Origin of the sequence: Dyella sp., assembly GCF_035503745.1 — a bacterium.
Lineage (GTDB): Bacteria > Pseudomonadota > Gammaproteobacteria > Xanthomonadales > Rhodanobacteraceae > Dyella_B.
The window spans coordinates 16270-40745 of the sequence record NZ_DATJTC010000027.1; the positions used below are offsets into that span (position 1 = coordinate 16270).

The window sequence follows — 24476 nt, forward strand, 5'->3', positions numbered from 1 at the left end:
CATGCAAGCAGATTCAAAGCGGCACAAACCGACGCGAACCTTGCGGTGGCTGGGGCTATGCCTGCTCGCCGCGCCGCTTGCCTGGCCGCTGCTGGCCCAGGCACAAGGCGGCAAGGCACTGACCGCCGACGACATCGCCTGGCTGCGCCGCGATGGCTTCGGTCTCGACAGCGCCACCATCGAGCGCTACCGCGAACTGGGCCGTATACGCTTTCTCGACGAACAGCTCGCCGGTGGCGACGATCCGCTGCCGCCGGCCATCGCCCCACTGATCGACAGCTACGAAGCCTTCAACACCACGCCGGCCACACTCGTGGCCGATTACCGCCAGGAGCAGAAAAAAGCCAAGGAGGTCGATGCCGCCAACGCCAGTGCCAAGGAGATGGCCAAGAAAGACGTGCAGAAATATCGCCGCAGCATCTTCAAGCAAAGCGAGGAAGTGGAACTGTTGCGCGCCATCTACGGCCGTAACCAGCTCAAGGAACAGATGGTGTGGTTCTGGCTCAATCACTTCAGCGTCTACGCGCCCAAGGGTGGCGTAGGACTGTTCACCACCGACTACGAGGAAAACGCCATCCGCCCGCACGCGCTGGGCAAGTTCAAGGATCTGGTCATGGCCACCTTGGAAAGCCCGGCCATGCAGCTGTACCTGGACAACGCGCATAACGTGCGCGGCAAGACCAACGAAAACTACGCCCGCGAGCTGATGGAGCTGCACACGCTCGGCGTCAACTCCGGATACACGCAACAGGACGTACAGCAACTTGCCCTGATCCTTACCGGCGCCGGCATCGCGCCGCAACGCGGTCCCAACGTGATCGACGGCATCGACGGCAATTTCCTCAACCAGCGGCCGGGTGTAGTGCGCAACGGCCTGTTCGTTTTCCTGCCGGGACGGCACGATTTCTCCGACAAGCAGTTCCTTGGGCACGATATCAAAGGCAGCGGCTTCGACGAGATCGAGCAGGCGGTGGACATGATCGTGCACCAGCCGGCCTGCGCCAGGTTCGTGTCGCGGCAGATCGCGCAGTACTTCGTCGCGGACGATCCGCCGCCAGCGCTGGTCGATGCCATGGCCGCCACGTTCCAGCGCACCGACGGCGACATCGCCGCCGTGCTGCGCACCATGTTGTTGTCCAAGTACGTCACCGCCGGTGCCGGCAAGAAGTTCAAGGATCCCACCCAATTCCTGGTCTCGGCGATGCGCCTTGCCTACGACGGCAAGCCCATCAACGATGCCGATCCGCTGGTGAACTGGCTCAACCAGATGAACGAACTGGTATACGGCCACATCACGCCCGACGGCTGGGCGCTCGATAGTGCAAGCTGGTCCAGTTCCGGACAGATGGCCAAACGCTTCGACGTCGCGCGCGCCATCGGCAGCGGCCGCAATCGCCTGTTCGCCGACAGCGACGGCCAGGTCCGGCGCGCCGATCCGCCCATGCTCAATTCCACGCTGTTCCAGCAGACGATCGAACCGACCTTGTCAGCCGCCACGCGCGATGCGCTCGGCAAGGCCACCTCGCAAGTGGAATGGAATACCTTCCTGCTGTCTTCGCCTGACTTCAACTATCGCTGAGGTGATCGCATGAACCGCCGCGAATTTCTACTTGCTGCCGCAGCCGCCGCCGCAGCGCCCGCTCTTTCCTTTTCAGGCCGACTTTTCGCCGCGCCGGCCAACTCCCCGCGTTTCCTGTTCGTGTTCCTGCGCGGCGGCTACGACTGCAACAGCTTCCTGGTGCCCTATAGCAGCGACTTCTACTACGACTCGCGCCCGACCATCGCCATCGCCAGGCCCGATGCCAACAACCCCAACACCACGCTTCCGCTCGACGCGAACTGGGGCATGAATCCGGTGTTGCGCGATTCGATCTACCCCCTGTGGCAGAAAAAGCAGGCCGCGTTCATCCCCTTCGCCGGCACCGACGACTTGTCGCGCAGCCACTTCGAAACGCAGGACAACATTGAGCGCGGCGAACCGCTGCAACATGGCGGCAACTATCGCTCCGGCTTCATGGCGCGCCTGTCCGGCGTGCTGACCGGCGTGCCGGCGATCGCCTTTACCAACAGCCTGCCGCTGAGCTTCCAGGGCTCGGGCAAGGACATTCCGAACATTTCGCTCAAGGGCGACACCAAGGCGCACTTCGACGACAGGCAATCGGCGATTCTCGCCGGCATGTACAAGAACACCGCGCTCGCCTCCGCCGCCGCCGACGGGCTGAGCCTGCGCTCTACCGTCTCGATGGACTTGCGCAACGAGATGGTCGCCGCCAGCCGCGGCGCGCCGAACGCATCCGGTTTCGCACAGGAAACGCAGCGCATCGCCACCTTGATGCGCGACCAGTACCGCCTCGGCTTCGTGGACGTCGGCGGCTGGGACACGCACGTCAACCAGGGCAACGTCACCGGCGGCCTGGCCAACAACCTACGCAACCTCGGCCAGGGCCTGGCCGCCTATGCGGCGGCGCTGGGCAACGAGTGGAATAACACCACCGTGGTCGTCGTTTCCGAATTCGGCCGCACGTTCCGCGAAAATGGCGATCGCGGCACCGATCATGGCCACGGCACCGTGCATTGGGTGCTGGGCGGCAATGTCAGCGGCGGGCGCATTGCCGGCGAGCAAATCGCGGTCAACCAGCAGAACCTGCTGCAGAATCGCGACTACCAGGTGCTGAACAACTACCGCGACGTATACAGCGCCTTGCTGGGCCGTCTATGGGGCTTGCGCGGCCAACAGCTGCAGGTGGTATTCCCGCAGGCGCGGCCGCGCGATCTGCGCCTGGTGTGACGAACCTCACGATGCGAGGGCGACCGCATCGTGACAACAGGCGTCGCTGCGCACTCCCCGGCCGCGGCGATGCCCTGCGCGGCAGCGCGCGTAGCGCCACGTTTGCCCCCATGCAAACGAATTTGCTCTAATCAGGGCCCAGCTTGTTCCCGCTCCGCGCCCTCCACTACCGAACCGTGGAACTCAACGCATGCGTCCATCCACCGTGACCGCGCTGTCGCTGACGTTAACCTTGCTGATGACCCCGATCGCAGCGCAGGCATCGGGCAAGGCGGGCTTCAACCAGCAAGACGCGGCCTGGTTGAAGCGCGACAGCTTCGGGCTGGATACGGCCAGTGTGGCGGCCTACCGCGCACTCGGCCGCAAGGCACTGCTGCAAAAGCAGCTCGACGACCGCCTCGGCGACGCGCTGCCACCCGCGATCGCCGCGCAACTTGCCTCCTACGAATCGTTTTCCACGCCGCTGGAACAATTGCTCGTGTCGATACAACAGGCACAACAGCAAATCAAAATCATGCCCGACGGCCCCGAAAAAGTCGCCGCCAACAAGGCGCTGCAAACGCGGGGCAACCGGATCGGGCTGGAAGCGCAACAAGCCGAACTGCTGCAAGCCATCTACGGCCCCAATCAGCTGAAAGAGCAGTTGGTATGGTTCTGGCTCAACCATTTCAGTGTCTACGCGGGCAAGGGCCGCGTGCGCTGGGAACTGGCCGACTATGAGAAAAACGCGATCCGCCCGCATGCGCTGGGCAAATTCCGCGACCTGGTCATGGCCACCCTGCAAAGCCCGGCAATGCTCGAATTTCTCGACAACGCGCAAAACGCGAAAGGGCACGTCAACGAAAATTACGCCCGCGAGTTGATGGAACTGCATACGCTGGGCGTCAACGCCGGCTATACGCAGCAGGACGTGCAGCAGCTTGCCTTGATTCTTACCGGCGTGGGCATTGCGCCGGTCAATGGCAAGCCGCAGACATTCGCCCCCAGAATGGCGCCGCTGGTCATTCGCCACGGGCTGTTCGAATTCAACCCGCAGCGTCACGATTTCAGCGACAAGCTATTGCTTGGCCATACCATCCGCAGCGGTGGCTTCGACGAAGTCAAACAGGCGGTGGACCTGATCGTGCGGCAGCCCGCCTGCGCACGGTTCATCTCGCGCAAATTGGCCGAGTACTTCGTAGCCGACAACCCGCCGCCCGCGCTGGTCGCGAAGATGGCCGCCACCTTCCAACGCACCGACGGCGATATCGCGCAGGTCGTGCGCACCCTGTTCGAATCGCGCGAACTGCTCGCCAACGCCGGGAAGAAGTTCAAGGACCCGATGCGGTTCGTCGTCTCCTCCGTACGACTGGCTTACGACGGCACCCCCATCGCCAACGCGCAGCCCCTGGTGGGCTGGCTCAACCAGCTCGATGAACCGCTGTTCGGGCGTATCACGCCCGATGGCTGGCCGCTGGACAATGCGAGCTGGTCCAGCTCCGGCCAGATGGCCAAACGCTTCGACATCGCACGCGCCATCGGCACCGGCAACAACCAGCTGTTCACCCCCGCCGGCAGCACCGCGCGCGGCGCGGGCTTTCCAATGCTGACCACGCGCCTTTATTACGACGCGATCGAGCCCACGCTGTCGCAGGCCACGCGCGGTGCACTGGCCAAGGCGACATCGCAACAGGAATGGAACACGTTCCTGCTTTCCTCGCCCGACCTCAATTATCGCTAAGCCCGTTTCACTCGGCGTGATGCGCGCGATGGTAATCGCCGCGCATCACCTCTTGCCAATTTACACCGCCGTCAAACGAGCTCTCCAACCGCAGGCAATAGCTGTCGTCGCCGGGCATTTCGTAGATGTGCCGGGTCTGGCCGCGCGAAGACACGCGAAGAAAGACCAATCGGCTTCCGTCCCAATGCCCCAGCGCCGGCTGCGCGGGTGCGTAACCATAGCTGTCAAACCAATACAGCGCATATTCGCCAGGCTCGGGCCCTGCCATGAACACCGCGTGCGCCTGCAACGACGAAGCGCCATCGCGCTCCTCGCGATAGTCCTGCAACAGCACCTTGCCGCCAAGGTCGAAATGAGCGCTGACCCGCGCGCTCGCCGCACCACCCTGTCCCCAGCGCGTGGTAGCGATCTGCTCTTCGCCCAGCCAGTCGCCAGCCAGCGCGGCAAGCACATCGTTACCTTCCTGCGAGGTCATCGCGCACTACTCCCCCGCCGCATTGGCAACCAGCATGTGCCTGGCGATCTGCCCATGCAAATGCCCCAGGCCGCGCACCATGTGCAACGTCGCGAACAACAGCAGGATGCCTAGTACGCACAGGGTGAAGGCACCTGGCCAGCCGTTCCACCAGGACACAAAATCGCAGATGCGGCCCGAAGCGTCGCAGCTGTTGTAATCGAGGTGGTAGCTATCGGCCACCGCCTTTAAGATCGGCGCACCCGCAAAGCTGATCGAGATGCTTATCATCGTGATAGTGAGCGTGAAATAGATGATGCCCAGCGGAAGCATCAAAATCATGTAGAACAGCGTGCCCCACGTGCGCGGGTCGCTGAACATCGCGCCCACCCGCTTCCAGAACGACATGCCGCGCGTGGAAAACGATGGCCTGCGCGGCATGCGCACACCAAGCATGGTTTCCACGATGCGCCCCTCCACCAGCGACAGCACGCGCACCGAGCCGAAGAACAGCACAATGAACGGAATGCCGATGATCAGCACCGCCAGGCCAAAGGACAGCGAAATGCCCGTTACTGCCCAGGTGAAATAGAAGATGCCCGTCGCCAGCGCCAACACCATGTAGAACAGTGCACCGTAAGCACGAGGGTCCGCGGCGACGCCGAAAAAGCGTCCGAAAATCGAACGCTGCTTCGGCGGTACCGGCGTACGCAACGCGCGCTGGATCTTGATTTCCTGATCGCGGTAGATGTCGGCAACCTCTTCCGGTGCGCCGTAACTACCCACCACCTTGGTCAGCATGTCCGCTTCGCCGCGCCCCGGCTGCTCGGCAAGTTCGGCGCGCAGATGTTCCTCCGCGTCGTACAGCGCATCCTGGATCAACGCAGGATCCGCACCGCGCAGAGCCGCGCGCAGCTGATCCAGATATTCCGCAATGGTACGCGGCGTGCCTGTCATCGCAACTCTCCTTGCAAAACCCTATCGACCGAATCGCGCGTGGCTTCCCACGCCGCGACCCACTCACGCAGAACTTCGCGCCCCAACTTCGTGATGCGGTAATAACGGCGTGGCGGCCCGCTTACCGATGGCTCCACCTCGCTGCCCAGCAAACCGCCGGCCTCCAGGTTCCGCAACACCGGATACAACGCACTCTGCTTGCCCGCAAGCACGCCCTCCCCAAGCTCTTCCAGCCGCTTGGCGATCTGATACCCATATAACGGCTGCCGCGACTGCCCAAGCACCGCCAGCAACACCAGCGACACCGTGCCGGTGGAAAGCTCTTTCTGAAACTTCTTGAGTTGGCCCGCGCTATCGTCCACGGCTGACCCGCTCTTCCGCTTATGTTGGAGTGCACTGTAGTGTGAAGTAAATAATAGTGCATGGGCCTGAAGTCATGGCCGGTATCCCCCCTTTTTGGGCATGACACCAATGTATGTACACGTTGTACAAACATTGGTGTCAGAGGGGGTGTACATACATTGGTGTCAGCCGGCTCGGCTGGTCCTGAGACTAGGCACTAAAGAAGCCTGACACAGCCGCTCGGAGTATCTACATCCGCGCTAAATAGCGCCCTCCAGGAGTCCAACAGGACAATGTGCGGACTTAGGCAGGATTGAACAGCACTTTCGGCGAGCCCCCTTCACGAGTGCCTGATTTGAGGCAAGCCACATTCAACGCGATGCAGCTTCAGGCGAAAAATGAAACAACCGTAACCGCAATGGGTATTGGCAGCTTGGCGTCCTTGCCTGAATTCAATGGAAAGCCGAAGTACACCAGCGATGGATCCTTCCTGTTTTTCGATGGATCCGGTCTCTTTCCCGTTCAATGGCAGGGCGAGGTTCTGTTGGCCAACATCAGCAACTCCTGCTGGGGCTTCACTTCGGATGCCTGCAATGAAGATCTCCTGCTTGGCATTTGGCGCTGGGACGGTCGAGACTTTATGCCTGTGCTTGGCATGGTTCGGCATAAGCTACGCGGGGATTTTGTGTCTGACGAGTGGCTTCCGGCTGACCTTGAATTATCGAATTGAGTTATGTCAACAGCCAGTCTTTGGCAATGGCAGTGAACGCCAGCAGAATTTGGCCCGTTTTTAGCTAATTTGGTTTATAACCGAGAGTCTGCGATCTACGTTGGTCAAACTTGGGCATCTGCGCATACGGAATTTGGAAGTCAGGTAATTTCGAGCCGTTCTCACCCGCAATGTCTCCAATCGTCACCTCCTTACGAGACTCGGATAGTTTGACGCTGAAGAAAGGCGAGGGTCCATTGTCCTCCATGCACTCCCCACCGTATGAAAATCGCTGGCCGTTGATGAGTAACACTTTGTCGCGATACACGGTAAGTTTCAAATCCGGATCACCAGGCCCGCACTGCCCCTGCACCATGTTGTTCAAACTCCACGGAGAAATAACGATGAGGTAGTCATGCCCGCTTAGCCGGCAAGAGACTTTCCAATCCGCAATCTTTTCGCGATGAGTTCCGTGAACGGCATCATCAGGGACGCCCTCCGGCGGCGACACATATTTGACAAGCGATCCCAGCCACTTGGACTGATAGCCGGCGGGCGCTGAATACCCGGTTTCATCAAAATTATCGTAGTTTGCTTCTTGTATATCGATCGTGTTGGAGCTTTTGTTGCAGCTCACAAGAGCAAAGTTCCAAATGTTATCTGCAAGGACTGGTCGGCTGGCAAATGCGGATCCCGCCATCACTAGCATGGTCAAGAAGCGAAAAAAAATAGCGTAACGCACAGAAATATTCCTTCTTCTCTGTCAGAGATTACGATCTGAATGAAGAACGGAGACGGACCAGCTCAAGAAAGATCGACTGCCTCCGCCCCGTACGTATGTCTTAGAGCTCCCCGATTGATCGCGATTCTTCCAAAAATGGATGGAAAACACGCTGCGATTTCTAGCGAATTGAGGACTCCCCTACGCACAATAAGGGGCAAGAGAGCATGAGGCCAGTCATGATTGGTAAGGCCCACTCTGGGTTGCGGAGCGGACCTCCCTGTGCCGCAATCGATGTTTGGCTTTACGCCGGATTGTTAGCCAGACGTGGGGTAGGTAAAGTTCCTATAGGTCAGGGCTTCAGGGGGACGACCAAGCATGCACGTAACCTAAGGAGAAGGGATGGCAAAGGCAACACTCGCGCAATCCGAAGCTGGTGGCCGGAAGCGGCGGGGCCTGCAACGTAGGTCGCGCGCGCGGGGCCATCACCCCCCCTTCCTAGCAAGATGAGCCTTCCTTCAACCAGCACCGCATATGGCCAGTGACCACGGCCGGTTGCTCCAAGGGTATGAAGTGCCCGGCGCTGGGGACGATCGCCAGGCGCGCCCCTGGTATGTGCCCGGCCATATCCCGGTGGATCTGCGGGGGCGTTCGTTGATCCTCCTGGCCGGCCATAAGCAAGGTGAGACAACGGATGGCTGAGAGGTCGCCCGAAAAGCCCTGATAGCTAAGCAGCGCGCGCATCTGCCGCGCGGCGACGACCGCCCCCAGGGATCGCCCCATCGCAAAGAACAGCTCGCGCACATGAGGCGTCGCTTGATTGCAGGGCGCGACATACCCAGGAAAGGCCTGCTCAAGGTAGGCATCTATCTGCCCACCCTCGAGTTCGGCGATCACGCCCTGGTAGTGGTCGCGCACGTGTTGCGGCAAACCACGCGAACTCGTACTCATCAGCGCAAGACTGGAAACGCGGTGCGGCGCTTGGGCCACCACTTCCAGCGCGACACATCCGCCCATCGAAAATCCAGCCAATGCAAAGCTCTCCGGCGCCCTCGCCAGCACGGATTCAGCCATCGCGGCGATGGCGTCTTCCTCGATGACCTGGAGAACATGCGCATCTACGTCGGGAGCGAGGCCTTCGACCTGCGCCTGCCAAAGCCTCTCGTCACACAGCACGCCGGGAATCAGCACCAGTGATCGTCGAACCGACATAGTCGTTCCTGCCTAGCCTTGTCGCCCAGCATTCTCGCTGACAGAGTTCAGGCCGTCGACTGTCCGCTTCCGCAACCCGGAGCGGATGTTTGGTTAGAACCAAATTTGACCGCGGCAGCAACGTGTCCAACATCAGTACGTTGCATCGACTGAACCGCAAGTCTGTTCAAACACCATCTCAATCAAAAAATGCACACTTTCTTAGGCGCGTCCGACTCAAAGCGGACGCGTCGGTACTAGCGAGATGCCGACTAAACGGGGGCCTAATGTTCGCTGTGGCTTTGGTAGGTGTGCTTTTGGCGGTGTAATGGATGCCGTCGTGGATCGCCCTTGCGTTCTTTGCTCGCCCATAGCTTTACAATATAAAGAATAACTTGGAGCAACACGAATGATCGAATTTGAAATCAAGGACGTTGAAAGCAGTGCTTATCTTCGATTTGAGGGAAAAATAACTCAGGGACAGGTTGCGTACGACGGGTGCTCCTTTGCTCTGAAATTGCACTCGACGAATGTAAGTGCTACGACTCACGCATACGATTGTCAATTCAATAAATGGACTCGGTTCTTCGAAGAGCTTGCTTCGAATTCGGGCGGTTGGAATGGTGTAACTGATTGTGAGTCTCTGGAGGGCGATCTTCGCTTAGAGGCAACATCAGATTCCTTAGGCCACATTCGATTACGAATTCGACTTCGCAACGTAGATCCACGGACTATGTGGTCAGCTGAGACGTCAATCACCCTTGAGGCAGGACAGTTAGATACGTTGGCCAAACAGGCGAAGGCTTATTTCGGGTGTTGATGTCATGCCCACTTTTTGGTGGGCATGACACCAACGCGCGGATTTAAGCAAGATTGAACAAAAACTTCGGCAACGCCCTCTCACTAATGCTGATTGGCGGCAAGCCTGTCGGCCTGTCCGCCTGTCCGCAAATCTGTCCGCGGACACTCGATGTCGCAGATGGGCTGCATGCATTACATTGATACGTAACAGCCTTTTGGCATTCCTCTCAATGGTATGAGTTTTGCTGGTCGAGATATTTCGATGCTTGGCACTGGGGGAGAGTTATGCGTCAAATTTTGCTGCGTTTTGCTACGGTGTTGCCGCTGCTGGGGATGCTGATACCCATGATGGCCGGATTATTTGCGCCTGGATATTCATCGATTCACCAACACATGAGCGAATTGGAGCTTCTGTCTCCGAGCATTGCTCTGGCTTGCCGCTTCGGCGCCATAATCAGCGGCCTATCCATCATGGGTTTTGCCTTGGCATTGGTTTTACAGCAAGAATCAAGAATGCTGTTTACAGCCGGCATGGCCGTTATCTTTGGCATTAGTATGATTGCGAATGGGATATTCACCATGGGAAGCCCATGGCATGGCATGTATGCGATTGGCCTTTCAATCATTCTGGTTCCCGCTTTTTTTGCAGCGGAATCCAATAGAAATGATCGCATTTCGCTTGTAGTGAGCAGTATCACGCTGGTTTACATGTGGGCACTCATGACTGGGATCGATCCAAAGCCGATCCACGGGCTGACACAGCGCATTGCCACAATCCCGATGTTTGGATGGTTTAGTTACGCGAGCCTCACGCTGCTAGGCGGAGCGACGAAACGTGCTCGGTAGCCACGAGGTTGGCGTCAGGAAGTGTATGACATCACTGCAATTCGTAGTCATTTGATACAGCTGCACTGTCCGCTTCCGACTGCAGATTCAGCCGATCGATGCAACACATTAGAGGCTGCGTGAGCAGCATGTAGTATTGCATTGTCCCCCTGAATCCGCCGTCGGTAGCGGGCATCCCTGCCGAATCAGCGAACGACTCCGCAGTCACCACGCAACCTCACTACTGAAGCTTCGCGCTACTCAAAACCGGGGCGCCGGCATTCTGGTCAATGTTCGACGCTAGGCAACAAGGCGGCGCGTCGCAGCCGCCGCCAGACTGGCAGCCCTGCGCCAAGTGCCAGAGCGAAGATCCCGCATAGCCACGGGAAGGCGTTGCCGATCCGCGTATAGAGCGTTGACCCTGATCCCAGCGGCAGGTCGGCAACGATCATGGTCAAGCCCGTAGGCGCATCCTTCTTGAGAGCGACCAGGCGCCCTTGCGCGTCGCTGGCGAACACCAGGCCGTTATGGGCGGCCCGCACGATCGAAAATCCGCCTTCGACGCCACGCATCACGGACATGATTCCGTGCTGCCAGCCATCGATGCCCATGTCGCCCGCGGGCACGCCCATCAAGCGGATGCCCTCGGCGGCATCGGAACGAATGGTGTCGGGAAAATCCATGTCTTTGCAGATCTCCACGGCGCGGCCATCGCCCAGCCAACCTGAGACATGACCCGGTGTGAAATCGTCCTCCAGGCCCGGCACCGGGTGGCGCTTGTCGTAGCGCTGAATCCTGCCATCGGGCGCGATCGCAAGCGCGAAGTCGGCGACCGGCGTCTGGGAATGGAAGCCGGCAATGATCTGCACACCCGTATCCTTGGCGGCGGCAACGAGCGGCGCAACGATCGTGCTCAGTCCGGCGGGGGGCGATGCCATGCCGCCTTCCGGGGTAACCGCGAATCTGGCGCCTTCCCGGGCGGCTGCACGGATCTCGCGGGCGTAAATTTCGGTCACCGCGAGATCGGCGGACACGGTCTTCGCCCGCCAGGAATCCGCTACCGCCGTCTCATCGACGATTCCCGCCACCCGCAACACGTCGGGTTGCGGGTGCGTGAGCCGCACGATACCGAACACCAAATTGGCCGCGCAGATCGTCAGCCCGAGGCCGACCGCCGCCGTGTTTCGTTTGAGCCGCAGCGCCATGGCGAGAGTATTGGCGAAGAGGCAAATCAGGAACGTAACGGCGTACATCCCCAAGAGCGATGCGCCCTGAATCAGGACGGGCGCCGACATCGTGCTGTAGGCGAGCGATCCGTAGGTACCGTTCGGGGACTGCAGTTCCATCAGGAACTCGAACGCTGTCCAACACGCTGGAAACGCAAACAGCGTGAGGAGCGGTGGTGCCCTGTGCTGCACGAAGCGCGCAAACCATACCGCGACGCAAAACAGCCCGATATCGACCACCAGAATCGACGTCATGACGAGCGGTGGTATGAGGTGGAGGTAGGGGGATTGCAAAATATAGCCCGCACCGCTGAGGAGCGCGAGGGCGCTCGCCCCGATCACTTGCCACGTGCGCTTATCGCCATAGGCGAGCCACAACAGCGGCACGGGTGCGAACCAGACCAGGGGCCAGACGTGGTCGTATCCCTGTGAGAGATAAAACATGATGCCGCTCAACACGGCGGCCAGCACGGTGATCATTCGTTTTTCCCGGACGGTTTGAGGGAATCGAGGAACTGACGCTGCGCCGCACGGTAAAGCGCCTTGAACTGTTTTTCGCTCGCAAAACGCCTGGCGCGCTGCATCGACACGAATCCCTGTCCGTAAGCCGCGAGCGCCATAGCGATCCCGAGTGTAGGCTCGTCGCGGAACCGACCATCAGCCTTCGCCTGATCGATGCGAGCCATCGCGAGCGCAATGGCCGGCGAGCGGCCCGCGGCGAAATCATCAGGGAACCGGCGCGCCGCGGGCGCGGGCAGGAAGAACGCCGCGTCAAACCTGTGTGGCTGCGTGAGCGCGAAATCGAGATAGGCCTCCATGAGTGCCTCCAGCCACTTCACCGGGTCTTGGGTGCGGATGCCTCGAACGATCGCCTCCCATGCGGAGATGCCGTCTTGCATGAGGGCGTTGAGCAGTTCGTCCTTGTTCTTGAAATGACGGTAGAGCGCCATCGGCGAGAGGTCCGCCCGCTGAGCGACCCTGCGGATGGTCAGCCCTTCGAAGCCTGCGGATTCGAGCACAACTTTCGCGGCGGAGAGTATGCGGTCCTTGGTCATGCGTACACTGTACACAAATGAGTACTAAGTACGCAAGCTGGTCTTGCGACCATAGTCTCAGGGACCGAGGTACTCACTAAAGTGAATGCACTTCCGGAAACCAAAGTCTGTGCAGTTTGAAGTGGGCGTGCACGTGCCTTGCTTACTGGCGGACAGCCAAGTTTGTACACTTTCCACAAAAACAAATGCTTAGAATTCATGGGCACTCGCCTTAAGCGACCCTTTGACAACGAAAGTATGTGCTGAAAACATTTGGGAGAGCGTCGGTTTCCGACCGAGGCGGACATAAGCGAATGAGGGCACGCGATGAAAAATCCGAAAGCCTTTTATGGACTAACCATCACCGTATTGACCGTCGCAGGGCTGCTGATTGCGATTTATGGTGTGCCCATGCTCTCCGAACAGGACTCGCCGTGCCATTACGCTGGAACAACTTCGTTTGGCTGCTCCTCATCGTTCGGAACGTTTATGACATTTTTATCTGCGGGAGTTGCGTTGGCTATTGGTGGAATCTGGACCCTATTCGGCCGCTAGAGAGATGCGTGCCGCTAAAGCGATGCCTGATGATGGATTAATTCATGGCGCCCGATTCCCACCCGGAGCGGAGGCAAACCCTGCAAAACAAGGTTCAGCATGAGGAGGCATCGTGGGAAAGTGGCGGGAGCTGGAAGATTTCACGACACGCTTTGAGCACATGGGCGTCCCAGAGCTTATCCGTTGGAAAGCTTATTTCGCGCAACACGCACAATTTTTGCAGCCCAAAATCCGCAAGCAGGCAATGAAACGCGTATATAGCATCGACAAAGCCATTCATCAAAGATCTCAGGATGCAGATGAATGATGGTGGCCAAGCAGCCATACGAGTGTCCGTTCTGCGGTATAGCCAAGACGCTTCCATCGCCTGCTCTAGAATCTGCTGTTGTCCTGGTGGATGCCAACGTGTTCGCTTTGATTCCGACTCACCATTACGCGGGAATAAAAGGCAACTGCCTGGTGATACCTCGGGGCCACTACGAGAACGTATTGGACATCCCGGACAACCTTGGTAGCGAGTTCTTTCGCGCCACGCGTCGCCTGGCGCACGCCATGCAGAATGCCTTCAGGTGTGAAGGAATCTCCACTCGCCAACACAACGGTCCGGCCGGCGACCAAGATGTGTGGCACTACCATCTTCATGTATTTCCTCGCTACCCAAATGACGGGCTGCATGCGGGGCGTAAAGTGCCCTACTCTACCGAGGAGCGAATGGAGTTGGCAGCCAGCCTTCGCGCCGCTTTGCGGTAGCGCACCTTGCTTGCCGGTTGTACGGCCTGGATAGGGTGCTGCTACAAGGTTGATCCCAACATTTATAAACCACCCTTTTCCGATTGAGGCAATAATAGAAATAACAGTATCTGATCGTAGTTTCACGAGGAAAGTCGAGCATGTCGAACAACCCAAAGCGAGCTCACGCATGCGCTGCCTGCTGATCGAAGACGACATGCAAACCGCCCGCTTCATCCGCGACGGGCTGCTCCGTTCGGGTCATGAAGTCACCCTGTGCGGAGACGGCGCCACCGGGTTGCAGCAAGCGGCCCAGCCCGCGTGGGATGTGATCGTGCTCGATCGCATGTTGCCGGGTGGCATGGACGGCCTTGCGTTACTCGCAAAACTACGCGAGCAGGAAAATCGTACGCCAGTGCTTGTTTTGAGCGCGTTGGCCGGCCTGGACGAGCGCGTGCGCGGCCTGCGGGAGGGGTGCGATGACTATCTGGCCAAGCCGTTCGCCTTCGAGGAGTTGCTGGCCCGCATCGAAGCCCTCGGCCGGCGTGCTTCCATCGCGGACAGCGCCAACGTCCTTAACATCGCGGATCTGTCCATGGATACGCGCACGCGCCGAGCCTATCGCTCAGGAAAACTGATTGCGCTGCAACCGCGCGAATACCAGCTTTTGGAATATCTGGTACGCCACAAGGGTGAAGTAATCACGCGCAAGCGGCTACTGTCGGCGGTCTGGGGCTATCATTTCGATCCCGAAACCAATGTCATCGACGTCCAGATGAGCCGCCTGCGCAACAAAGTGGATCGCGATTTTTCCACCGCGCTAATTCATACCGTGCGCGGCGTTGGCTACACCATCCAGTCACCCGATGAGCCGGTGCATGACTAGCCTGCGCCACTCCATCGTTTTCCGTCTCGCGCTAAGTTACGGCCTGTTGTTTCTGCTATCACTCGCTGCCATCTCGTCGGTTTTCTACGTCGGAACCGCCGGCCTGTTGGCGCGCAATACCGACGGACAGATTGTCGCCATCGCTCACCAGTTGGAACAGGTACATGAACGCAGCGGCACGGGGGCGCTATTGCAGGCCATCCATACCCTGCTTACGGACGACAAGGACGTGGAAACCGAGGAGTACCTGGTACTCGATCCGCAAGGTAGAAAGCTAATTGGCAATCTCACCGCATGGTCCCATCTACCCACTAAAAACGATGCGCTGACGAAGGTGCAAGTACAACGTCTCGGACACGACTCGACCAGCCGCCTGCTTGTGCATCGCTTTGAAGACGGCAGCCTGCTGCTCGTTGGCCGTGACTTGCAGGAACAACACCAGCTCGAACGAATGATCCTCGGCGCGCTGGGCATTGGCGGCCTGCTGGGGCTGCTGCTAGCCATGCTGGGTGCACTGTTATTCCGCGCGCAACTGCAACCGCGTCTCACCGCCATCCAGCTCACAACGCAGGATGTTTCCGCGGGAAAACTCGACCGGCGCATCGCAACTAGCCCGGCCAAGGATGAGCTGGCGGGCATCGCGCGCGACGTCAATCGCATGCTCGATGACATCGAGCGACTGATGGACACGGCCCGCAATGTCTCCAACACCATCGCGCACGACCTGCGCACGCCGCTGGGCAGAATTCGCAGCGCCTTGGAAGAAACCTTGCAGCCTCCTGCTGAAACGGCACAATGGCAGCGCGCTGCACACTATGCGATCGATGAAATAGACACCTTGATCGGTGTCTTCGAAAAGCTGTTGCAAATCGCCGAAGCGGAATCCGGCGTGCGCCGGCAACGTTTCGAAATACTGCCGCTACGCGCCATGCTGGATGATCTGCTGGAACTCTACCAACCGGCCGCCGAAGCACAGGGCATGCGACTGACCTTGGACGTTGAGGGCACCCCCACCGTACTGGCCGATCGGGACCTGATGGCCAACGTGCTGGCCAATCTGCTCGACAACGCGTTCAAATACGCCGGCCAGGGCGCATGCGTCGGTGTTTCCGCCGTGCAGGCCGAGCAACACGTTTCCCTGGTAGTGCAAGACAATGGGCCGGGCATACCGCCTGATGTCATGGCCCGCGCCACCGAGCGTTTCTTTCGCGTGGATGACAGTCGCAGTCAGCGCGGCAACGGCCTTGGCCTATCCATCGTCGCGGCGGTGGTGTCGCTACATCATGGCGAATTGAAGCTGGAAGACGCACGGCCAGGACTGAGAGTGAGCATCCTGCTGCCACGAGCCTGAACTCCTCGCCTCCACTCACTCCGGCGCAGAGGGGCGCCCATGCTGGGCCGGCCGCCGTCAACCTTTCCAAATCGTAACTGTTTCGCACTTGCCGCCACCGGCTATGGTCAGGCGGGCGCCAGCGCGCCCGCTTCCCACCGCCGCGGACCAAGATCGTTCCATGCCCACCCAGCGCTCACGCATCCCCATCATTGCCGTCGCCGTCCTCGTCGTCGCGAGCCTTGGCTACATATGGTTCGCCCATCGTAGCTCATCTCCGGCGGCGGCAAGCGCCATAGCCGGCGCGGGCAGCATTACGCTGACCGATACCCAAGCCAAGCAAGTCGCCGTAACTGCGGTGGGTACGCATACGTTCGATACATGGCTCGATGCCGTCGGCAATATCGACTACGACCAGGACCATCTTGCACAAGTCTCCGCTCCCTACGCAGGCCGAATCGCGAGCGTGGCGGCCAAAGCAGGCGACAAGGTTCAGAAAGGGCAGTTGTTGTTCACCATCGATAGCCCGGATCTGCTGCAGGCGGAATCGACCTTGCTCGCTGCCGATGGCGTACTCACATTGAGCCGCAAGACGCTTACCCGCACGCAAAAAATGCTAGCCATCCAGGCCAGCGCAGAGAAGGACGTAGAACAAGCCACCTCCGACGAGCAGACGGCCGAAGCCAACTATCGCGCAGCCCGCAAGACCGTAATGCTGTTTGGTAAAAACGAGGCGGATATCGATCGCCTGCTCGCCACGCGCAAGGTGGACGGCGCGTTGCGGGTTCTCAGCCCTTTCGACGGCATAGTCGTCGCACGCACCGTAGCGGTGGGCGACTTGGCACAACCAGGCAATTCACCCTCACCCTTCACAGTGGCGGACCTCTCCACCGTGTGGATGGACGCCTATATGCCTGAAAACGATGCGGCCGCATTGAAACTGCATCAGCCAATGGCCATCACCCTGCCCGCGTTGCCGGGAAAAACCCTCCATGGCGAGGTGAGCTACATCGGCAAGGCGGTCGATCCCAACACGCATACCGTGACGGTGCGCGCCGATGTACCTAATCCGTCGGGTGAACTGCTGCCGCAAATGCTGGCCAACGCCGCCGTGCAGACGGCAACACCCGAGCATTCGCCCGCGGTGCCTGAAGACGGTGTCGTGCGCGAGGGTGATGGCACGACCATGGTTTACGTCACGCAGGATGGGCGCCGTTTCGAACAACGCGTGGTCAAGATTGGAAAGCGCCAGCATGGCCTGGACCAGATACTCAGCGGGTTGCAAACCGGCGAGCACGTCGCCGGCGAAGGCGCGCTATTCCTCGACAACATGCTGTCGCAGCAGCCGGACGACGATTGACCCGCCGACCCCCTACCCGCCCCGCTTCCGAATAAAGGCATCCCGTGTTACGAGGCATCATCGCTTTTGCGCTGTCCCGACGTTCCGTCGTGATCATGGCCCTGCTGGCGTTTTTCGTCGCGGGGCTGGTCGCATACGCCAAGCTCAACATCGAGGCTTATCCCAATCCGGCCCCGGTGATCCTGGAAATTACGGCACAGGCACCGGGCTTGTCCGCCGAGGAAATGGAGCGGCTCTATACGCGCCCGATGGAACTTGGCGTTGCCACCACGCCAGGCGTGGACAACATTCGCTCCACCTCGTTCTACGGCCTGTCGTTCGTGCGCGTAACGTTCAAGTACGGTGTCGACTACAACTTTGCCTATACGCGCACAGCCATCAATCTGCAGCAGAACGTCACTCTTCCCAACAATACGCAACCTCAGATCCAGGCGTCGAGCCTGGTGGGTGAAATTTTCCGTTATCAGTTGGTAGGTCCACCGCATTACGGCCTGACCAACTTGCGTACGCTGCAAGACTGGGTGGTGTCGCACCGTTTGCTGTCGGTGCCCGGCGTCGGTCAGGTGGTGACCTGGGGTGGCACCACGAAGGAATACCATGTCGATGTAGACATGTCCAAACTGGAGAGCTACAAGCTCACCCTGCCGCAGGTGATCAATGCGCTGGGCAATGCCAATGAAAACGTCGGCGGCCGCACCATCAACCTCGGCCAGCAATCGGTGAACGTGCGTGGCGTTGGGCTGATCACCGATACCAACGACATCAATCAGGTGGTTTTGTCGCAGAACAACGGCACACCTGTTCTGGTGAAGGATATTGCCACCACTTCTATCGGCTCTGCGCCGCGCCTTGGCAAGGCCGGCCGTGACGATCAAAACGACGTGGTGACGGGCATCGTGGTGATGAACCCCACCGAACGGACCAATGAAGTCATTGCGCGCGTAAAAGCAGAGGTAGACCGACTCAATCACGACGGCACCTTGCCGCCCGGCGTAAAAGTGGTGCCGTTCTACGACCGCTCCACACTGGTGGCAGTGACGACACATACGGTTCTGCACAACCTGCTCTTCGGCTGCCTGTTGGTGTTCCTGATCCAGTGGGTTTTTCTCGGCGACCTGCGCAGCGCATTCATCGTGAGCGCCAACATACCTGTCGCGCTGTTCTTCAGCATCATCATCCTCGTGATGTGCGGCGAATCGGCCAACTTGCTTTCGGTCGGTGCCGTCGACTTTGGCATCATTGTCGACTCGGCCGTGATCATGATCGAGAACATCTTTCGCAACCTGCAAAAGAGCGAGGACGAACAAAAGGAGCTGCTGCACTACTACGCCGAAAGTCGCGGCGGCGCGGGCCCTACCGGACCGGGTGGTCGCGGCTGGACCGATCGCATCCGCATGCTCTACGTCAGCGCCATGCAGGTGGATCGCGCGGTATTGTTCTCGTCTGCCATAACGGTGGCCGCCTTTATCCCCCTGTTCACGATGCAGGGCGTGGAAGGGCAGATCTTCAACCCGATGGCTCGCACGTACGCGTACGCCCTGTCGGGCGCATTGATCGCCACGTTCACGGTTACGCCTGTGCTTGCGTCGTTGTTGCTTCCTCGGCATGTCAACGAAGTGGAGACGATCTTCGTACGCCTCATTCGCCGCATCTATTCGCCGGTGCTTCGCTGGGCCTTGCACCGCCGCAAACTCACCGTGGGGCTTGGCTTGTGCTTTCTGCTGTTGGCTGCGCTGCTGCTGCCGCGCATCGGCACTGAATTCCTGCCCTCGCTGGAGGAGGGAAACCTTTGGATACGCGCCAGCATGCCGCCGACCATTTCGCTCGAATCCGGCATGAAAATGGTCGATCGTATGCGACACATCATAAAGTCCCATCCGGAAGTGATTACAGTGGTATCCCAGCATGGGCGCCCCGACGATGGCAGCGATGCGGCAGGCTTCTACAATGTAGAGCTGTTCGTACCGCTCAAGCCCGAAGACGACTGGCCAAGCGGCCATAGCAAGGCGAAGCTGATTGCGGACCTGCAGAAGCAGTTTGCGGCTGAATTTCCCGGCGTAGGCTTTAACTTCTCGCAGTACATCCAGGACAATGTGGAAGAGGCGCTATCGGGCGTAAAAGGCGCCAATGCGGTGAAAATTCTCGGCCCGGACCTGGGCGAACTGGAAAAACTGGCCGACGAGGTCATGCACCAAATGCAACAGGTGCGGGGCGTGCAAGATCTTGGCGTCTTCCACGTACTGGGCCAGCCCAACCTGAATATCACGGTCGATCGCGCCAAAGCGGCGCGGTACGGCCTTAACACCGGCGACGTCAATACCGTCATCCAGGCAGCGCTCGCAGGCGCGCAGGCCACCACCGTGCAGGAGGGTGAAAAGCAATTCGCCTTGATGGTAAGGCTCTCGCCGCGCTATCGATCCAGCATCGACGCGATTGGCAACATCATGGTCGGCTACACAAATTCCGCCGGCAATACGGCCTATGTGCCATTACGTGAAGTGGCCAACATTACGTTGGATACCGGCGCATCGTACATCTATCACGAGAGCGGCGATCGGTATATACCGGTGAAGTTCAGCGTGCGCGGCCGCGACCTTGGAAGCACCGTGGAGGAAGCGCAACGACGTATCGCGCAGAATGTGAAACTGCCCAGCGGCTATCACCTGTCGTGGGCGGGCGAATTTTCCGACCTGCAGGCGGCGAAACAACGGTTGGCGGTGGTGCTGCCGATCGCCATCGGCCTGATTCTTGCGCTGCTTTTCACGCTGTTCAATTCGATGCGCGATAGCTTGCTCACATTGGCTGCCATTCCGTTCTCGATCGCCGGCGGCATCATCGCACTGTATGTGTCGGGACTGAACTTGAGCGTTTCGGCCGCCATTGGCTTCGTATCGCTCTTCGGTGTGTCGGTGATGAACGGCATTCTTGTCATCACCTATTTCAATCATCTGATTTTCGAAGGCAAGCCGCCCGTAGAGGCGATGTACATGGCCGCCGAACAACGCATGCGTCCCATGCTGATGACGGCACTTTCCGCCTGCATCGGCCTGTTTCCGGCTGCCATTTCGCAAGGTATCGGAAGCCAAGTGCAACGTCCCCTTGCCACTGTGGTGGTGGGAGGTATGTTGCTGGGTCCCATCATGCTGCTGATTGTTGCGCCGGCATTACAAGTCATGGTGGTTGAGTGGTCGCAGGCGCGTCGCGCACGGCACCAACATTTGGCGGGCGAAGAAGGAGGTGCGGCATGAGTCGGCTTCCGCTTGCTCTTCGCGCCCGCCGCCTTGGAGCGTTTGCTCTCCTCGTGCTGTGCAATGGCTGCTCCGTCGGTCCGAATTACCAGCGGCCCGACGTGCCAACGCCGGATCGCTTCACGCGAGCCACGCGGCCAGGAGCTGTCGATAGCGCGCCCAAAGTGCCTGATGCCCAACACTTCGTGGAGGAAGCCGTGCCCCGGGATTGGTGGACGGCATTCAACTCGCCCGCATTGAACGATCTCGTCCAGCGTGCATTCGCGCACAATCCCACCATCGACGCGGCCCAGGCCGCGTTGCGCCAGGCGCAAGAAGATGTCGCCGCACAGCGCGCAAGCTATTTCCCCACCCTACAAGCCAGCTATTCCCCCTCGCGGAATCGTAACGCTGTCGGCACCATTTCCCCGACGCTTACCTCCGGTCAAACCTATTACACCCTGCATACGGCGCAACTCACCGTGGGTTATGTACCTGACGTGTTTGGGTTGAACCGTCGCACGGTGGAGTCGCTGCGTGCGCAAGCGGACATGCAACGCTATGAGTTGGATGCAACCTATCTCACCCTTGCCGCCAACGTGGTGAATACGACCCTGCAGGAGGCGAGCCTGCGCGAGCAGATCAAAGCGGCCAAGGCCACCATCGACGCCAACGTCCGTACACTCTCCATACTGGAACAGCAAGCCAAGGTGGGAGGCGCCACCGGCCTGGATGTAGCAGCCCAGGCCGCGGCGGTCGCGCAAGCCAGACAGGCGCTGCCTGCACTACAGAAGCAACTCGAACAGACACGTGATGCGCTTGCCGTGCTGATAGGCGAACCACCCTCGCAGATCGGCCCCACGCAAGTTGACCTGGCCACGTTGCATTTACCGGCAACACTGCCACTAAGCCTCCCGGCGGAGGCTATACGCCAGCGTCCGGATGTCTTGGCAGCCGATGCTCAAGTGCACGCAGCGTACGCCGAAGTCGGCATCGCGGTTGCCAATCGCCTGCCGCAATTCGCACTGTCGGCGCAATACGGTGGCAGCTCCACGCAATTCAGCCAGATGTTTGCCGATGACAATGTCTTCTGGAGCCTTACGGGTACTGTTTCGCAAACCTTGTTCGATTTCGGCGCACTGAAGCATCATCAGCGCGCGGCCGAAGCTGCCCTCGACCAGGCCAAAGCACAATATCGCAACGTGGTACTGACCGCCTTCCAGAATGTCGCCGATACCTTGTATGCACTCGATGAAGACAGCAAGGCACTCGCTGCCGCCACAGAAGCCGAAACCGCTACGCGTAAAACGCGCGACATCACTGAAAAGCAGCTTCACCTGGGCCAAGTCAATGCTCCCACACTGCTCGCCGCCGAGGAGGCCTATCAGCAAGCAGTGATAGCAAGGGTACAGGCCGCCACCGCGCGTTATACCGACACGGTAGCGCTTTACCAGGCACTTGGCAGAGGCGGGATATAGTCCATTCGCGGCGCGGATTTCGGTCCGGTTAACCAGTCATTGCGCAGAGCACCGCCTCGCCCATGCTGACTAGCAGAAGGTGAGCCCTCCCCCGCCAGGTCATTGGGCTATATTTTGGGGAGGGCTGTTTTCGACCCGAGGTGACCACCTTACTAGCACCAGCAAACAATCGGTGGATTTAGGCTTATGAAGGTGAAGGAATTGGTTGATAGAACGCAACGCCTCGCAAAAGGTTGGATGGACTATCGCCGCAGGCAATGGACCGCAGGTCTGATGACCATTGGTTCTGTTCCGTTGGCGATATTCATTGGCCTGAGCATTGAATCTCTATCCGGCTCAAACGGGCTTGTAACACCCTCTCTCGTCCTGCTCGCCCTACTTCTGTTCGGCTCGTGGAGTTGGTTTGTGCTGTATCGTTGCCCGAATTGTCGAAGGCACTTCCACGTAACTGTTGCGTGGCGTTTAACTAATGGGCGGCGATGCCCCCATTGTGGTTTAGAGCGCTATCAGATCAACTAAGCAACGTCTTGTTTCGGCTGAGCCTGGGGAGTCTACATGGCAGTGATCCCGCGACCGTCGTTTTTGGCGTTCTTGCTGGTGTTGCTCGTTTGTGGCGCACAGGCGCAGGACGTGAAGTCGCCCCCTTCACGGGGACGGCTCATCTCATCGATCGACTTGTCACAGCCTTTCGGCGCCAAATCAGGCTGGCGCTTCATGGCTTTGCAAGGCCCTGACACCTCTGAGCCGGTAATGATGGACTCCATCCCCGGAAAAATTCAGCTCTGTATTACCCGCGATGGCGGTGTATCTTGTTTTCCAGATCTTGATCGCGTCCTGCGTTTGTCTTCGGGAGACGACGGTTATTCCGATCCGCATTATTTGATCGATGCCCGAATCGTGCATCCTCGTGCCAATCGGCCGCTTCTCTTCATGCAGGTCGGCAGCGAACACTCCCTCGACGGTGACCAGCGCCTGGCAACCGTAGTGCTGGCCTATGATCAGATGCGCGAAAACTTCACTGTCGTATATGAAAAGCAGACCAACAAAAACAACAATCAGGAAACCCGCTATATCGCTGATGGCCCTCTGATGGGAGCCATCATTTCCGCCGAACCGACCGGCGACGCGCCTTTCGGTTTCTGGATCACCGTCGACAGGCTCGGAGCTGCTGGCAGATACAAGCAAGTTCTGCGCTACCGCAGTGCTACCCGATATGGGGATGGTAATCCTCTACGCGTCATCGATTCCGAAATGCCAGGAATCCTTAAGCGACTAAGCCTCTGGCATCCCGGCGATAAGTTGCCCTTGCCCCCTGGCGAATGCGCGAAACCACGCCTGATCGGTCAGGAGCTGTGGTGCTGAGGCTCTCCTGGGATGGATTTCGTGGCCTTAGAGAGCCAATCGTATGGCGTGCGCTCCGACCCAGGGTGGCACTGTGTGTATCGTAGTTTTCATGGTTAATGAGGGTACGCATGGACAGAAACACTACGTACATCATAAGCGCAGAACACCCATTTCAAGGAAAGGGGGATCAATGAACTATCGGCGGATCGCGATCTTTTCGTTGCTAGAGCTTTTGGCGCTGCTAATCCCTGGAACATTGTTGGCAGGAATGTTCGGCTGGAAGCCTCTTTCCTTTGGCCCAGACCTTGAACAAGCAGTGGCGACATGCAGATTGATTGACCGTGCGGTTACCTAACACTTCGTGTAGGTGAAGTGTGGAAAGCGGGACGAAGGCAGTAAAGGAGTGCTTGAGGGTTGAATTAGCTCTCTCAACAGTGCCTGCATGAAGACGCATGGTGGTCAATAGTCGTGTACGCTTCTCTTTTTGAGTTGCGTTCGCTGCATACCTATTCCGATAAAGGTCATACGAGGCACATAAACGACAGCAAGAACGCCCGCCAGGCATGCTTATTGTGGAATCTTAAGAAGACACGAATGTTAGCTTTCGGCAATCCATGACGAACATTGAGATGGAGCATGATGAAACTGCGAGCCCGATTTCGTGCATGGTGGGATGCCAGGAAGCCACTATCGTTAAACAAATGCCTGGCGGTGGAATTTGATGCCGACATTGTTTGCGTCCATGTCCTTCAGCGGATATCCGCGAGCTGGGAGCAGGCTTTTCGTTGGGACGAAATCG

General features: G+C 59.0%; 22 protein-coding genes. 15 read left to right on the forward strand and 7 right to left on the reverse strand.

From position 1 onward, the window contains the following. The first annotated feature begins 1 nt into the window (after window position 1). The 3 genes from VME63_RS10395 (at window position 2) to VME63_RS10405 (ending at window position 4508) form a co-directional block, all read left to right on the forward strand. Complete coding sequence (locus VME63_RS10395) at window positions 2–1579, forward strand: DUF1800 domain-containing protein (protein WP_325432973.1); 1578 nt, start codon at window positions 2–4, stop codon at window positions 1577–1579. A 9-nt stretch (window positions 1580–1588) separates the two neighbouring features. After that, window positions 1589–2788, forward strand: a complete 1200-nt coding sequence (locus VME63_RS10400) for a DUF1501 domain-containing protein (protein ID WP_325432975.1) — start codon at window positions 1589–1591, stop codon at window positions 2786–2788. Between the two features lie 190 nt (window positions 2789–2978). Next, the gene (locus VME63_RS10405) at window positions 2979–4508 is read left to right on the forward strand and encodes a DUF1800 domain-containing protein (protein ID WP_325432977.1); all 1530 of its coding nucleotides are present in this window, start codon (window positions 2979–2981) and stop codon (window positions 4506–4508) included. A gap of 7 nt (window positions 4509–4515) precedes the next feature. On the opposite strand, the gene VME63_RS10410 is transcribed toward VME63_RS10405, so the two are convergent. The 3 genes from VME63_RS10410 to VME63_RS10420 are packed head-to-tail and all read right to left on the reverse strand — an operon-like array spanning window position 4516 to window position 6281. Then, window positions 4516–4983 carry a DUF1579 family protein gene (locus VME63_RS10410; protein WP_325432979.1) on the reverse strand — a complete coding sequence of 156 codons (468 nt, stop codon included), beginning with the start codon at window positions 4981–4983 and terminating at the stop codon, window positions 4516–4518. A 6-nt stretch (window positions 4984–4989) separates the two neighbouring features. Continuing rightward, entirely contained in the window at window positions 4990–5919 is a 930-nt protein-coding gene (locus VME63_RS10415) for a sensor domain-containing protein (protein WP_325432981.1), read from the reverse strand. Continuing rightward, a complete protein-coding gene (locus tag VME63_RS10420) occupies window positions 5916–6281 on the reverse strand; it encodes a PadR family transcriptional regulator (protein ID WP_325432983.1) in 366 nt (121 codons plus the stop codon). The genes VME63_RS10415 and VME63_RS10420 overlap by 4 nt, the downstream gene beginning before the upstream one ends. 293 nt (window positions 6282–6574) lie before the next feature. Between VME63_RS10420 and VME63_RS10425 the strand changes: the two genes are divergently transcribed. Further along, window positions 6575–6991: a hypothetical protein gene (locus VME63_RS10425; protein ID WP_325432984.1), complete on the forward strand. Its 417-nt coding sequence runs from the start codon at window positions 6575–6577 to the stop codon at window positions 6989–6991. 64 nt (window positions 6992–7055) lie between these two features. Here VME63_RS10425 and VME63_RS10430 read toward each other — a convergent pair whose 3' ends face one another. Both VME63_RS10430 and VME63_RS10435 read right to left on the reverse strand, forming a co-directional pair. After that, window positions 7056–7712 carry a hypothetical protein gene (locus tag VME63_RS10430; RefSeq protein WP_325432985.1) on the reverse strand — a complete coding sequence of 219 codons (657 nt, stop codon included), beginning with the start codon at window positions 7710–7712 and terminating at the stop codon, window positions 7056–7058. A gap of 477 nt (window positions 7713–8189) precedes the next feature. Next, the gene (locus VME63_RS10435) at window positions 8190–8903 is read right to left on the reverse strand and encodes an alpha/beta fold hydrolase (protein ID WP_325432986.1); all 714 of its coding nucleotides are present in this window, start codon (window positions 8901–8903) and stop codon (window positions 8190–8192) included. 388 nt (window positions 8904–9291) lie between these two features. On the opposite strand from VME63_RS10435, the gene VME63_RS18460 reads away from it, so the two are divergent. Together VME63_RS18460 and VME63_RS10440 are read left to right on the forward strand one after the other, a co-directional pair. Beyond that, a complete protein-coding gene (locus tag VME63_RS18460; protein WP_414648241.1) occupies window positions 9292–9702 on the forward strand; it encodes a DUF6228 family protein in 411 nt (136 codons plus the stop codon). 266 nt (window positions 9703–9968) lie between these two features. Beyond that, window positions 9969–10529, forward strand: a complete 561-nt coding sequence (locus tag VME63_RS10440; RefSeq protein WP_325432987.1) for a DUF998 domain-containing protein — start codon at window positions 9969–9971, stop codon at window positions 10527–10529. 266 nt (window positions 10530–10795) lie between these two features. On the opposite strand, the gene VME63_RS10445 is transcribed toward VME63_RS10440, so the two are convergent. Both VME63_RS10445 and VME63_RS10450 read right to left on the reverse strand, forming a co-directional pair. Next, entirely contained in the window at window positions 10796–12214 is a 1419-nt protein-coding gene (locus VME63_RS10445) for a nitrilase-related carbon-nitrogen hydrolase (RefSeq protein WP_325432989.1), read from the reverse strand. Beyond that, window positions 12211–12789: a TetR/AcrR family transcriptional regulator gene (locus VME63_RS10450; RefSeq protein ID WP_325432991.1), complete on the reverse strand. Its 579-nt coding sequence runs from the start codon at window positions 12787–12789 to the stop codon at window positions 12211–12213. The genes VME63_RS10445 and VME63_RS10450 overlap by 4 nt, the downstream gene beginning before the upstream one ends. Before the next feature lie 306 nt (window positions 12790–13095). Here VME63_RS10450 and VME63_RS10455 point away from each other — a divergent pair, with 306 nt between their 5' ends. The 9 genes from VME63_RS10455 to VME63_RS10495 all read left to right on the forward strand — a co-directional run bounded on the left by VME63_RS10455 (window position 13096) and on the right by VME63_RS10495 (window position 23695). Then, window positions 13096–13323, forward strand: a complete 228-nt coding sequence (locus tag VME63_RS10455; protein WP_325432993.1) for a hypothetical protein — start codon at window positions 13096–13098, stop codon at window positions 13321–13323. 112 nt (window positions 13324–13435) lie between these two features. Then, entirely contained in the window at window positions 13436–13630 is a 195-nt protein-coding gene (locus tag VME63_RS10460) for a hypothetical protein (RefSeq protein WP_325432995.1), read from the forward strand. Next, window positions 13627–14073, forward strand: coding sequence for an HIT family protein (locus tag VME63_RS10465; RefSeq protein ID WP_325432997.1), 447 nt, complete (start codon window positions 13627–13629; stop codon window positions 14071–14073). The genes VME63_RS10460 and VME63_RS10465 overlap by 4 nt, the downstream gene beginning before the upstream one ends. 169 nt (window positions 14074–14242) lie before the next feature. After that, complete coding sequence (locus tag VME63_RS10470) at window positions 14243–14938, forward strand: response regulator transcription factor (RefSeq protein ID WP_325432999.1); 696 nt, start codon at window positions 14243–14245, stop codon at window positions 14936–14938. After that, window positions 14931–16289, forward strand: a complete 1359-nt coding sequence (locus tag VME63_RS10475) for a HAMP domain-containing sensor histidine kinase (protein WP_325433001.1) — start codon at window positions 14931–14933, stop codon at window positions 16287–16289. Before VME63_RS10470 ends, VME63_RS10475 begins: the two co-directional genes overlap by 8 nt. Window positions 16290–16449: 160 nt before the next feature. Then, window positions 16450–17628, forward strand: a complete 1179-nt coding sequence (locus VME63_RS10480) for an efflux RND transporter periplasmic adaptor subunit (RefSeq protein ID WP_325433003.1) — start codon at window positions 16450–16452, stop codon at window positions 17626–17628. A gap of 44 nt (window positions 17629–17672) precedes the next feature. Then, a complete protein-coding gene (locus tag VME63_RS10485; protein ID WP_325433005.1) occupies window positions 17673–20876 on the forward strand; it encodes a CusA/CzcA family heavy metal efflux RND transporter in 3204 nt (1067 codons plus the stop codon). Next, window positions 20813–22333 carry an efflux transporter outer membrane subunit gene (locus tag VME63_RS10490; RefSeq protein WP_325433007.1) on the forward strand — a complete coding sequence of 507 codons (1521 nt, stop codon included), beginning with the start codon at window positions 20813–20815 and terminating at the stop codon, window positions 22331–22333. The genes VME63_RS10485 and VME63_RS10490 overlap by 64 nt, the downstream gene beginning before the upstream one ends. A gap of 555 nt (window positions 22334–22888) precedes the next feature. Further along, a complete protein-coding gene (locus VME63_RS10495) occupies window positions 22889–23695 on the forward strand; it encodes a hypothetical protein (RefSeq protein WP_325433009.1) in 807 nt (268 codons plus the stop codon). Window positions 23696–24476: the final 781 nt, after the last annotated feature.